This is a genomic window from Lacunisphaera limnophila (genome assembly GCF_001746835.1).
Lineage (GTDB): Bacteria > Verrucomicrobiota > Verrucomicrobiia > Opitutales > Opitutaceae > Lacunisphaera > Lacunisphaera limnophila.
On record NZ_CP016094.1, the window covers coordinates 1,504,770 to 1,517,552 of the forward strand.

The 12,783-nt window shown below is 67.8% G+C and carries 9 protein-coding genes; 6 read left to right on the top strand and 3 right to left on the bottom strand.

Going from position 1 to position 12,783, the window contains the following annotated elements:
• The first annotated feature begins 9 nt into the window (after positions 1-9).
• Both Verru16B_RS06325 and Verru16B_RS06330 read left to right on the top strand, forming a co-directional pair.
• Positions 10-2,613 (top strand): glycoside hydrolase family 2 protein, encoded by a 2,604-nt coding sequence (locus Verru16B_RS06325; protein WP_069961494.1) that lies wholly within the window; start codon positions 10-12, stop codon positions 2,611-2,613.
• Between the two features lie 2 nt (positions 2,614-2,615).
• Positions 2,616-3,593: a glycoside hydrolase family 43 protein gene (locus tag Verru16B_RS06330; RefSeq protein ID WP_069961495.1), complete on the top strand. Its 978-nt coding sequence runs from the start codon at positions 2,616-2,618 to the stop codon at positions 3,591-3,593.
• On the opposite strand, the gene Verru16B_RS06335 is transcribed toward Verru16B_RS06330, so the two are convergent.
• Positions 3,541-4,233 (bottom strand): DUF6250 domain-containing protein, encoded by a 693-nt coding sequence (locus Verru16B_RS06335; RefSeq protein WP_069961496.1) that lies wholly within the window; start codon positions 4,231-4,233, stop codon positions 3,541-3,543. The genes Verru16B_RS06330 and Verru16B_RS06335 overlap by 53 nt on opposite strands.
• Before the next feature lie 57 nt (positions 4,234-4,290).
• On the opposite strand from Verru16B_RS06335, the gene Verru16B_RS06340 reads away from it, so the two are divergent.
• Positions 4,291-5,895, top strand: a complete 1,605-nt coding sequence (locus Verru16B_RS06340) for a rhamnogalacturonan acetylesterase (RefSeq protein ID WP_069961497.1) — start codon at positions 4,291-4,293, stop codon at positions 5,893-5,895.
• A 46-nt stretch (positions 5,896-5,941) separates the two neighbouring features.
• Here the strand turns inward: Verru16B_RS06340 and Verru16B_RS06345 are convergent, their stop codons facing one another.
• A complete protein-coding gene (locus Verru16B_RS06345; protein ID WP_083270149.1) occupies positions 5,942-6,973 on the bottom strand; it encodes a LacI family DNA-binding transcriptional regulator in 1,032 nt (343 codons plus the stop codon).
• Positions 6,974-7,275: 302 nt separating this feature from the next.
• Between Verru16B_RS06345 and rhaM the strand changes: the two genes are divergently transcribed.
• The 3 genes from rhaM to Verru16B_RS06360 all read left to right on the top strand — a co-directional run bounded on the left by rhaM (position 7,276) and on the right by Verru16B_RS06360 (position 11,767).
• Positions 7,276-7,590, top strand: a complete 315-nt coding sequence (gene rhaM, locus Verru16B_RS06350) for an L-rhamnose mutarotase (RefSeq protein WP_069961498.1) — start codon at positions 7,276-7,278, stop codon at positions 7,588-7,590.
• Positions 7,591-7,746: 156 nt separating this feature from the next.
• Positions 7,747-10,554, top strand: coding sequence for an exo-rhamnogalacturonan lyase family protein (locus Verru16B_RS06355; protein ID WP_069961499.1), 2,808 nt, complete (start codon positions 7,747-7,749; stop codon positions 10,552-10,554).
• A gap of 73 nt (positions 10,555-10,627) precedes the next feature.
• The gene (locus Verru16B_RS06360; RefSeq protein WP_069961500.1) at positions 10,628-11,767 is read left to right on the top strand and encodes a glycoside hydrolase family 88/105 protein; all 1,140 of its coding nucleotides are present in this window, start codon (positions 10,628-10,630) and stop codon (positions 11,765-11,767) included.
• 55 nt (positions 11,768-11,822) lie between these two features.
• Here the strand turns inward: Verru16B_RS06360 and Verru16B_RS06365 are convergent, their stop codons facing one another.
• Complete coding sequence (locus Verru16B_RS06365; RefSeq protein WP_069961501.1) at positions 11,823-12,746, bottom strand: alpha/beta hydrolase; 924 nt, start codon at positions 12,744-12,746, stop codon at positions 11,823-11,825.
• Positions 12,747-12,783 lie beyond the last annotated feature (37 nt).

The window sequence follows — 12,783 nt, forward strand, 5'->3', positions numbered from 1 at the left end:
TCCTCCCCCATGTCCCTCCGTCACTTCCCCCTGGTTCTTGCCCTGATCAGCGGGCTCGCGGCTGGCGCCCGTGAGACTGAGGTCCGTTACCTCTCCGGCACCGGCCCCGAGAACGCCGTGCCTTGGGAATTCCTTTGTACCGGTGGCCGCAACAGCGGGATCTGGACCACCATTCCCGTGCCGTCCTGCTGGGAGCAGCAGGGTTTCGGCACTTATAACTACGGGGTCCATCACCGGCCTTCGAAGGACAAACCCAACCCGCCGCCGCTGGCCGACGAGGAAGGCCACTACCGCCACACCTTCCGCGTGCCGGCGGAGTGGCGCGATCGCGCCGTGCGCCTCGTCTTCGACGGCGTGATGACCGACGCCGAGGTGACGGTCAACGGGCGCTCCGCCGGGCCCGTGCACCAGGGCTCGTTCTACCGCTTTCATCATGACATCACCGCGCTGCTCGATTTCGAGGGCGAGAACCGGCTGGAGGTTGTGGTCCGCAAGAAATCCGCCAATGAGAGCGTCAACCGCGCCGAGCGCCTCGGCGATTACTGGCTTTTCGGCGGCATTTTCCGCCCGGTCTGGCTCGAAGCCCGCCCGCGCGCCGCCATCGAGTGGACCGGCATCGACGCCCGGGCGGATGGCACGTTTACCGCGGACATCCATTTCGGGGCGGCGGCGGCTGTCGCCGGTCGCGTGACCGGCGTGCTGGTGGACCAATACGATCACGAGCTGAGTCCGCCGCTCTCCGCCGCCATTCCCGCTGGGGCCGCAAAGGCGACTCTTTCCGGCCGTTTCGAAAACCTCGCCCTCTGGACCGCCGAGACGCCCAACCTGCATCGCATGCGTTTCACCTACTCGCCGGAGGGGGGTGAACCCCACACCGTCACCGAGCGCTTCGGCTTCCGCACCTTCGAGGTTCGTCCCCAGGACGGACTCTACCTCAACGGCACCAAGATCATCCTCAAGGGTGTCAACCGCCACTGCTTCAACCCCGACACGGGCCGCACCATCTCGCGCGCGCAGAGTTATGCCGACGCGCGCCTCATCAAGGAGATGAACCTGAATGCCGTGCGAATGTCGCACTACCAGCCGGACAAGCATTTCCTCGAGGCCTGCGATGAGCTCGGTCTCTACGTGTTGAACGAGCTCGCCGGTTGGCAGGGTGCCTACGACACGCCGACCGGCACCCGGCTGATCGGCCAGCTCGTGCGGCGCGACGTCAATCACCCGAGCATCCTTTTCTGGGACAACGGCAACGAAGGCGGCTGGAACACCGAAGTGGACGGGGAATTCGCGAAGTGGGACATCCAACAGCGGGCCGTCCTGCATCCGTGGGCGAAATTCAGCGGCGTGGACACCGACCATTACGAAGTCTGGGACTCCCACGTGAAAAAGAGTGCCGGGCCGATGCTCTACATGCCCACCGAGTTCCTGCACGGCCTCTACGACGGCGGCATCGGCGTGGGATTCCGCGACTATTGGGACGTGATGAAAAAGAGTCCGACGGTGGTGGGCGGCTTTTTCTGGGTCTTCGCCGACGAGGGCATCGCCCGGACCGATCAAGCCGGCCGCATCGACAACGCCGGCAACCTGGCCCCCGACGGCATCGTCGGCCCCCGCGGCGAGAAGGAGGGGAGCTTCTACACGGTGAAGGAAATCTGGTCACCGGTGCAGATCAGCCTGCCGGCGGTGTTGCCCCCGGGCTGGACGGGGGCGGACATCCGCAATGAGTACCAGTTCACCGACCTGGCCTCCGCCTCCTTCCGCTGGGAATGGCTGCGGGCCGGCCCGGAAGGGGAGACGCTCATCGAGGCGGCGGACCAGGCAGGCCCGGTGCTGGCGCCGGGTGCATCGGGCATTTTGCCGTCACCCTTGGTCGTGCCGGCGGGAGCCGAGTTTCTGCGACTGACGGCGTTCGCTGCCGGCCAGGTCGTGACGGTGGCAAGCGCCTGGACCGGTCCGGTTGCCGCCCCGCCCCCGGCGGCGAACGCGGCGCCGGCGGGCGCGCCCGACTGGCTCGGTGAACCCACGGTGCTGGCCCTTCGGCGGCAGGACCGGCGCTTCGAGCCCGTGCCGGCGGCGACAAACCCGGTATTCCGGTGGACGCGGCAGCCGGATGGCGCGCTGCGGCTCGACTATGAGTTCACCTACGACGGCCCCGCCGACGTGCTGGGCATCCGTTTTCCCGTGGCCGAGGCCCGCCTGCAGGCCAAGCGCTGGCTGGGTCACGGCCCCTATCGCGTCTGGCAGAACCGGCTGGAGGGCGGCTGGCTCGGCGTTCATGCCATGGCCTTCAATGATGCCACACCGGGCGAGAGTTGGGCCTATCCCGAATTCAAGGGCTGCTTCCGCGACTGGCGCTGGCTCAGTTTGCTCACCCCCGAAGGCTGGTTGCAGGTGACCAATCTCTCGGGCGTGCCATTCTTTGGCCTCGGGCGGCCGCGCGACGGGGTGAATGGCCTCTATGCGATGCCGGACCTCGGGCTCAGCTTCCTCGAGGTCATCCCCGCCATGCGAAACAAGTTCCACAGCCCGGAACAGCTCGGACCGCAGTCGCGCACCCGCGAGGTCGCCGGCATCCACCGCGGCTCGCTGCTATTCCGGCTGGACCGGCCCTGACCATGCTCCGCCGACTCCTCCTCACCCTGATCCTGGGCGCGAGCACACGTCTCGCAGCCGACCCCGTGTACCTGTTCACCTATTTCACCAAGAACGGCGAGGACGGCCTGCACCTCGCTTGGTCGGAGGATGGCTACAAGTGGCAGGCGCTGAACGAGGGACGTAGCTTGCTCGCGCCGCTCATCGGCTCGAAGGAGAAACTCATGCGCGATCCCTGCGTGGTGCGCGGGCCGGACGGGACCTACCACCTGGTATGGACCTCAGGCTGGTGGGAGCGCGGCATCGGCTACGCCTCGACCAAGGATTTTATCACCTGGTCGGACCAGAAGGAAATCCCGGTGATGGCCCACGAGCCCACCGCGCGGAACAGCTGGGCACCCGAGATCGTGTACGACGAGGCCAAGGGGGAATTCCTGATCTTCTGGGCCACGACGATTCGCGGACGGTTTCCGGCCACCTCCGGCGCCTCCGAGGATGACCTCAACCACCGGATGTATGGCACCACGACGAAGGACTTCGTGACCTTCACGCCGACGGCCTTGTTCTACGACCCCGGTTTCAACTGCATCGACGCGACCTTCCTGCAGGCCGACGGTAAGCGCTGGCTCGTGATCAAGGATGAGACCAAGTTCCCGACGCCGGCGAAGAACCTGCGGATCGGCCCGGCCGGGAGCCTGCGCGGACCTTTTGGGCCTTTGTCGGCGCCCTTCTCTCCTCCCGGACTCTGGGTCGAGGGCCCGACCGCGGTGAAGATCGGCGACGAGTACCTGGTCTATTTCGACGCCTACACGCAGAAACACTACAGCGCCATGCGCTCGCGCGACCTGGTCAATTGGGAGCAGATCCCCGCCGGCGAACTCCACTTTCCCTTCGAGGGCACCCCCGAGCGCATGCGGCATGGCACCGTGATCGAGGTGCCCCGCGCGCTCATCGAGCGGCTGCGGTCGGCGACACCCCCGCATGCACCGCAAAATCCCTGATCTCGATCTGGCTGTCCACCGAGCGGAAGCCGAACCAGCCGCTGCGCAACGGGGCGGGGTCCGTCCAGTCGAACACCACCTCGCCGTCGCGGATGAACTGCACGCGACCGTTTTCGTCCGCGGTGATCGTGATCCGGTAGGCCTGGTCGGGCTGCAGCAGGAACTCCGGGGCCGAGAGATCGTGCGCCGGCAGGAGCGGGCGCGCGCCGGTGCCGTCATAACGGCGGAAGCGCGTCGTGGTGTTAGTGTTCCCGCCGTAGCCGACGTAGTAGGTGCGCAATGCATCGTAAGAGGCGAAGGTCCCGTCGCGTCGCCCCGCCCCCGGGGCGAAAAGATCCCCGTCCGGCTGCGCCGGATCCGTCGCCATCCAGAAGCAATTCAAGTCCGATACCCGCCCGGTGGACCGCACCGTCGCGGTGTAGCTGATGGTCACGGGCGCCGTCAGGCGGTGCCGGAACCACACCGTGATCCCGGTCCGGTTGGTGATTGTCATGCCCGTGCCCTCGTCGAAGGCCAGCCGGGCGGTAGCGGCCGCTTCCACCCGCCACAGGTCGCCCGATTTGAAAACGTCCCGGAACAGCGGGGCCTCCGCCCGCAGGAATCCCGGCAACAGCATCACCCCCAGCAGCCACTTGCTCATGCCTCCAGCACACGCGCCGGGCGTGGATAGGCCACTGCAAAATCCCTTTTCGCTGTCATGATAATTCCCCTCGTCCGATTCCTGCCGCTGCTGCTGTCCCTCACGGTTGCCTCGACCGCCGCCACCGACCTGCCCGTCAACCCCGCGGCGGAGAACCGTCCCCTTGATCCGGCGCTGCCCACGCTGTTCATTGCGGGCGATTCGACCGCCGCGCCGGGGAGCGAGGCGTCCTTGGGGTGGGGCGTGCCCTTTCCCGACTACTTTGATCCCGCGAAGATCAACGTGGTGAACCTGGCCCGCGGCGGACGCAGCAGCCGCACGTTCATCACGGAGGGCCTCTGGGACAGGCTGATCGCGCAGGTGAAGGCCGGGGATTTCGTGCTCATCCAGTTCGGCCACAACGATGGCAGCCCGGTCAACGAGGAGGCCACCGTGCCACCCGAGCGCCGGCGTTCGCGCGGCAGCCTGCCCGGGCTGGGCGAGGAGACGGTCGAGATCGACAACATCGTGACAGGCCGGCACGAGGTCATCCGCACCTTCGGTTGGTATCTTCGGAAGATGATCGCGGACGTGCAGGCGAAGGGCGCCACGCCGATCCTGCTCTCGCTGACAGTCCGCCACCTTTGGACAGACGGCAGGGTCGAGCGCGGTTCGGGCCAATACCGGGTGTGGATCCGCGAACTCGCCCGCAGCGCCGGGATTGGATTCATCGATCACACGCGCCTGATCGCCGACGAGTACCAACGCCGCGGCGAGGCGGCGGTGAAGGAGCTTTTTCCCCGCGATTACGTGCACACCAGCGCGGCCGGGGCCGATCTGAACGCGGCCCTGGTGGTCGCCGGGCTCAAAGGTTTGCGGCCCGTTCCGTTTAAAGAGGTGTATTCCTCTAGAGGGGAAGCCGTGGAAGCCGATCGCATCGGCTGGTTGAACCTGCCGGAGCCGGCGGACCCCAAGCTGCCTTCGCTCGTCCTCATCGGCGACTCGACCGTGCGCAACGGCGGGGGCGACGGGGCCAACGGGGAGTGGGGCTGGGGCGATTTCCTCGGCGCGCATTTTGATCCCGCCAAGGTCAATCTCGTGAACCGCGCCATCGGCGGGCTCAGCAGCCGCACCTTCCGCACGCAGGGACACTGGGAGCGGGCGCTCACGCTGGTCAAACCGGGTGACTTCGTCCTGATGCAGTTCGGCCACAATGATGCTGCGCCCTTGAACGACGACCAACGCGCCCGGGGCACGATCAAGGGCACGGGGGAGGAGACCGAGGCGATCGACAACCTGCTGACCAAGCAGCCCGAGGTCGTGCACACCTACGGCTGGTATCTGCGGCAGTACATCCGGGAGGCGCGGGCCGCGGGCGCCACGCCGGTCGTCTGCTCGCCCGTCCCGCGAAAGACCTGGCAGGACGATCGCATCGTTCGTTCGACGACCGACGGTTATGCGGCCTGGGCGCGGCAGGTGGCGGAGCAGGAGGGCGCCGCCTTCGTCGACTTGAATGACCTGGTTGCCACCCGCTACGAGGCGCTGGGCGCCGAGGCGGTGAATACGCTCTTCGCCGATGCCCATACCCACACCAGCCGCGCGGGGGCCGAGCTGAATGCCGGCTTGGTGGCGGGCGCGCTGCGGGCTTTGCCGGGGGATCCGCTGGCCGCGTGGGCGAAGTGATTTTTGTGGGGCGGGATCTCCGCATCCCAGCCTATGGGCAAACCGCTTACCCGCCCGTCGCCGCCGCGCGCAGGGTCGGGCCCTCGAGGAAGCGGGCGGGGATGGTCGTGAGCGAGGGTTGCACCGGGATGCCGAGCTCGTTGTGCAGCAGCTGGCCGATCACCAGTTCCGCGGCGCGCGCGCCGATCTGAGCGGGCTGGAAATCGAGGGCGGCGCAGGGCTCGGTCGTGCGCAGCGAGTTCAGGCAAACGAAGCCGTGGGTCTTCGGCAGCCGGGCACCACAGCTGCGCATCCACTCGATGGCCTCCGGAAAGTGGCCGATCACGACGTCGGGCTTGTGCTTGCGGAACCAGGGAATGAAATCCTCCCGCGAGAGGTTGGTCGTGCGCAGGGCGGGTACCTCGACGAGGCCCGTCAGGTATTTCTGGTGGGCGAGGAAGGCGCCTTCCCAGCGATACTGCAGGCGCTCATCGATCGCGATCTCCATGAACAGGCCGGGCCGGCGGTACCCGCGCTCGTGCAGCTCGCGCAGCAGCATGACCATCGAGCGGTAATGGTCCAGGCACACGCAGTGCAGGGGCGGGTGATTGATGAAGAGGTCGGCATAGACCGCCGTGTAACGCTCCCAATTCAGGCCGGAGAGGTCGGGCAGGCCGGAGGCGGGCAACAGGACCAGACCTTGGATATTCCGGGTGTGCAGGATCGTGTCGAGGCGGTTGAGCCGCATGCCCTCGGGTCCGAGCTCGAAGCGCTCCATCTTGAAGCCGAGCTCGCCGGCGCGGTCTGCGATGCCCTTCAGCACCGCTTCGTTGTACCGCACGGCATGCGCCGGGCGTTTGGCGTCGACGATCTCCAGCGCCGCCAGCACGCCGCGGAACTGCTGGCCCCGCGAGCGTCGTAGTTGCGACATGACCGCGCCGGTCAGCGGGTTGTGCTCGTAGCCGGCCTCCTTCGCCGCCTCGCGGACGCGCCGGACCGTGTCGGCCTTCACGCGCGGGGAACCGCGGAGGGCGTCGGAAATGGTCGTGCGGGATAGGCCAAGCGTCTTGGCCAGGGTGCGCAGCGTCGGGGCGGACATGGGGTGCGCCTAAACTCCGCGGATCCCACCAAAGCTCAACGCCAAATTCGGAGCGTCCGATTTAGGGAGGGATCCCGGTCCGACGATGCGGCCCGAACCCTTTCCGCGGATGACGCGGATGGCCGCGGATCAATCCGGGCCCTTATCCGCGAGAATCCGCGCTATCCGCGGGGAATCCTGGTTCCGCCATGGTTGGCTGGTCGGACTGTCCCTGCAGCTTGCGCTTGGTTCTACGCGCAAACCGGTGAAGAGTGGCTCCATCCCCCACGCCGGGATTCGTTCCGGCTGACCTTTCTCTCTGTATGATCCGCCAAGCCTTTGTCATGTCGGTCCACCCCGGCCACGAGCAGGAATACGAGCGCCGGCACCGCCCTATCTGGCCCGAGCTGGAGAAGGTGCTCAAGGACCACGGCGTCCACAACTACTCGATCTTCCTGCACCCCGGCACCCGCCAGCTCTTCGCCTACGCCGAGATCGAGGACGAGGCCCGCTGGCAGGCCATCGCCGCCACGCCCGAATGCCAGCGCTGGTGGGTGCACATGGGCGAGGTGATGCCTTCCAACCCCGACCACAGTCCGGTCGCGACGCCGCTGCGCGAGGTATTTCATATCGATTGAGAATCCCCACCCCCCGTGGGCGATGAGCTTGCTCACGCTACGCCCACGCTGAAGTGATCGTGGCGCCAGCGAGCTGGCCGCCCACAAGGCTCTGACAATTCGCCCCCTCTCAGATCCCGGCCCCAGATCCTCTACCCCCTGACCCCAATTCTGCCCATGTCCTCCCTGACCCGTCGCGAGTTTGTCCGTAAAACCACCCTTGTGGCGGCGGCCGCCCAGCTGGCGACCAGCCTGCGGGCCACGTCGACCGGGTCCGCTCCCGCACCGGCCGCTCCGGTCCGTGCTCCTGATACCCTGCACTGGCTGGAAGGAACGCCCGCGGCCCTGCCCGGAGCGACCTGGGGCCGGCCCTGGCCGCGGGGGCAGCATCCGCGGGATACCACCTTTCAATTGCAGACGACCGACGGGGCCGCGGTGCCGCTGCAGAGCTGGCCGCTGGCCTTCTGGCCGGATGGCTCCCTCAAGTGGACGGCCCACGCCATTCCCGCCGATGCCCCAGCCAGCGCGGAATACCGGATAACCGCCGGTTCACCGGCGGCGCCGGCGCGTCCGGTAAAGGTCACCGAGAGCGCGGAGGCCGTGGAAATCGACACCGGCGTGATCCGCGCCGTCATCGGCCGCCGCGGCGGCGACCTGATCCGCACCATCACCCGCGACGGGAAAGAAATCGCCCGGGCCGGCCGGCTGGTGTGTCAGCTCCAGAACCGTCGCGACCCCGCCGCGATCCGGGTGGAATCGTTCACCGGGGAGATCGCCGCGGTCACGGTCGAGCAGGCCGGACCGGTGCGGGCTGTGGTGAAGATCGAGGGCAAACATCGGCAAACAGGAGGCCCTTCGACGGGTTCGACAAGCTCACCGCAGGCGGGCTCAGGGCAATCGGGCCCACGGCCCGATTGGCTCCCGTTTGTCGTCCGGCTTTATTTCCACGCCGGCGGGGAGATGGTGCGCGTGATGCACACCATCCTCTTCGACGGCAACGCGGAGCAGGATTTCATTTCCGGCCTGGGCGTGAGTTTCACCGTGCCGTTGCGCGGTGAGCTGTACGATCGGCACGTGCGCTTCAGCGGACCGGACCGCGGCGTGTTTGGCGAGGCCGTGCGCGGGCTCACCGGCCTGCGCCGTGATCCGGGCAAAGCGGTCAAGGAAGCCCAGGTCGCCGGCCGCGCCACGCCGCCGCTGGCGGAGTGGGACCAGCGCGTCGTGGAACGCCTGCAATACGTCCCGGCCTACGCCGACTGGACCCTCCTACAGGCCAATGCCGATGGTTTCCAGCTCCGCAAACGCACCCACGCGGGCCACACCTGGCTCGATGCCGCGCAGGGCCAGCGCGCGGGTGGGCTCGGCTACATCGGTACGCCAGCGGGTGGCGTCGCCTTCGGCCTGCGCAATTTCTGGCAGAGCCACCCCGCGCAGTTCGACATCCGTGGCGCCACCGGCGATGCGGCGACCGTGACCGCCTGGCTGTGGGCGCCCGACGCCGCCCCGATGGACCTGCGCCCGTATCACGACGGGCTCGGCATGGACACCTTCGACAAGCAATATAACGGCGGCCTCGAGATCACCTACGAGGATTACGAACCCGGTTTCAACTCGCCCGAGGGGGTCGCCCGCACGAGCGAGCTGCACCTGTGGTGCCTCGCCGCCACGCTCGCCCGCGAGACCCTCGCTGCGCTGCAGCGCACACTCGAGGCCCCGCCGATGCTCGCGAACTCGCCCGCTTGGCTGCACCAGTGCGAGGTGTTTGGGGCGATCTGGAATCCGTCGGACCGCTCGGTTCCGGCCCGGGCCGCGGTCGAGGATCGGCTGGCCGCGTATTTCGACTTCTACGTCGGCCAGCGGGAGCAGCGCCGCTGGTACGGCTACTGGAACTACGGCGATGTGATGCACACCTACGATGCCGACCGGCATGAGTGGCGCTATGACATCGGCGGCTTCGCGTGGGACAACTCCGAGCTTTCGACCGATCTGTGGCTCTGGCTTTACTACCTGCAGACCGGCCGGGCTGACGTCTTCCGTTTCGCGGAGGACATGACCCGCCACACCGGGGAAGTGGATGTGCACCACCTCGGGCGCTTCGCCCCGCTCGGTTCGCGACACAACGTGCAGCACTGGGGTTGTAGCGCCAAGCAGCTGCGCATCAGCACCGCCACTAACCGCCGCTATTATTTCTACCTCACTGGCGACGAGCGGGTGGGCGACCTCATGCGCGAGCAGGTGGAGGCCGGCCGCGCGCTCCTGAAGTTCCCGCCAGGCCGCAAGCTGGCCTTTGCCAACGAGCAGGGCGACCAGTCCCGGGGCACGCCGACCAGCCCTGACAGCGTGGGCGCCAGTATGGGCACCGACTGGGGCTCGCTCGCGGGCGCGTGGCTCACCGAGTGGGAGCGCACCGGCGACCCGAAGATGCGCGACCGTCTCATCGCGAGCATGCGGACCCTCGGGGCGCAGCCGAAGGGACTCTTCAGCACCGGCCTCATCCTCAATGTCGAGACGGGCGCCTTTGAGATCACGAAGAGCGACAAGGTCTCCGTGTCGCACCTCAACGCCGTCTTCGGCCTCGTCGAGGTCTGCGCCGAGCTAATCGCGCTGCTCGACGTGCCCGCGTTCAAAACGGCCTGGCTCGACTACTGTGAGCTCTACAACGCGTCCGCCGAGGAGCAGACGAAGCGCCTGGGCTCGGCCCTGCGCGCCAACGGCCTGCGGCAGGGACACGCGCGGCTCACCGCCTACGCCGCCAAGCTCAAGGGCGACCCGGCGCTGGCGCAGCGGGCCTGGGCGGAATTTGCGCGGGATTGGCGCGGCCGCGAGAGCGCGACCGGCCGATTCCCGGTGACGCGCGTCGAGGGCCCGGCCGTGCTCCGTCCGGTGGACGAGGCGGTCTTCGTCTCGACCAACGACGCGGCGCAATGGGGCCTCGCCGCCATCCAGTGCCTGGCCCTTATCGGTGAACACCAGCCGGCGGGGTGAACGTGAGTTCCGTGCATCCCGACGAAGCCAACGGGCTCCACCTACTTGATCCACACCGCCTCCACTCTTCCCCATGACCCCCTCCCGCTTCCTCCGGTCCGCCCTCGCCGGACTTCTCTTGGCCGCCGGTACCGCCGGGGCCGTGCCGACCGCGTCGGTGCCGGAATTCTCCGACTGGCCCGCGGGCACCGCGCCAGCCGAGGTGGGCCGGCGGGTGGCGGAGAACTTTGCCGCCCGCTCCTTCCAGTGGCAGACCGATCCCAAGCGCCGCTATGTGATCTACCCGGAGATCTGCGCCTGGTATGGCGCTCTCACCGTGGCCGGGCTCAGCGGTGACACGGCCCTGCGCGACCGGCTTTACGCCAAGTACGACGTCCTGCTCACGCCCGAGGGCGCGGCGCGCGTCTCACCTGATGCGCACGTGGATTACCGGATCTTCGGCGTCGTGCCGTTGGAGTTCCAGGTGCAGGGCCGCGGCGACGCTTGGCGCGCCATCGGACTGACCTACGCCGACGCGCAATGGGGCAACCCCGTGATCGCGGATGGCGTTTCGCCGGAGGCCCGCTGGTGGATCGACGACATGTACATGCTGCCCATCCTGCAGGTGCAGGCGTACCGCGCCTCGCGGCAGGCCAAGTACCTCGATCGCGCCGCGCTGACGATGGCCGCCTACCTGGATAAACTGCAGCAGCCGAACGGCCTTTTTCTCCATGCACCGGATTCGCCGTTCTATTGGGGCCGGGGCAACGGCTGGGTGGCCGCCGGCATGGCGGAACTGCTGCGCGACCTGCCCGCCGATCATCCGCACCACGCCCGCATCCTCGCCGGCTACCGCGCGATGATGGCCGCGTTGCTGCCGGTGCAGGGGACCGACGGCCTGTGGAAGCAACTCGTGGACAAGCCCGAGAGTTGGGGCGAGACCTCCGCCACGGGGATGTTCACCTTCGCGCTCGTGACCGGCGTGAAATCCGGCTGGCTCAACGCGAAGGACTATGCCCCGGCCGCGCGCCGCGCCTGGCTCGCCCTCGTGGCGCACCTCGATGACGACGCCAACCTTGCGGAAGTGTGCGTGGGCACCGACAAGGCCCGGAAGACGACCAAGAGCGACGACCTCAAGGTCCAGTATGACTTCTACCAGGCCCGTCCCCGTCGGAGCGGGGATCTCCACGGTCAGGCGCCGGTGCTTTGGACGGCGAGCGCGTTGCTGCGGTGAGGCAAAAAGTCCGCGGAAGCACCGACCCTACAAAAAGGCAGGTGCGGGCCGAAGCTCAGCGGAAGAGCCGCTGGGCGAAGTGGTACAGGTTGCTGCCCCAGTGGGCGGGATCGTGGCCGAAGTCATCAACGTTCCAGATATGCGGGACGTTGTGCTCCTTCAGGTAGGTGTGGACGCCTTGGGAGATGCTGATGAGGCTGTCCTTGTTGCCGCAGGAGATGTAGAGGAGTTTCAGCTGCGCGCGGGCGGCGGCGGGATCGGGCAGCAGTTCCGCCGGGGGCCGGGTGTTGGGGGCGGCGGAGAAGGCGCCGATCCAGGCGAAGGTGTCGAGGTGGCCGAGGCCGAAGTTGAAGGTTTGGCCGCCGCCCATCGAGAGGCCGGCGAGGGCGCGGTGCTCGCGGTCGGTGTACGTCGCATAGTGGGCCTCGATGGCGGGGATGAGGTGGTCGAGGAGATCGCGCTCGAACATCGCGAAGCCGATGGCCCGCTCGGGGGCGAAGGAATTGCCGATGGCGCGGTCGTCGGGCAGGGCGCGGCCGTTGGGGATCACGATGATCATCGGCTCGGCTTGGCCTTCAGCGATCAGGTTGTCGAGCAGGGCGTCCGGCTGGGCAAAGCGGATCCACTCGGTCTCGTCGCCGCCGATGCCGTGGAGGAGGTAGAGCACGGGGTATTTCCGGTCGGCCGAGTAGCCGGGCGGGAGGTAGACGTTGGCCAGGCGGCGCGTGCCGGTGACGGCGGAATCATAGTGGAAGGGCTCGAGGCGGCCGGCGGGGACTCCGGGGCGGCGCACGTTGAAGCCGAGGGGCGCGTCAGGATAGGCGCGCACGTCATCGGGCCCGAGCACGATGGGCCCGCCGAAACCGCCGCGGGGACGCGCGGGAGGAGTTTCCGCCGCGGGTTGGTCCTGCGCGGGCATCGCCGCGGCGCTGGCAAGCAACAGCAGGGTGAAGGTGAGGCGGGCGGGGGAGGTTTTCATGGGGTAAATGATCGGTTGTTGGCTGTGCCGTGGGGTC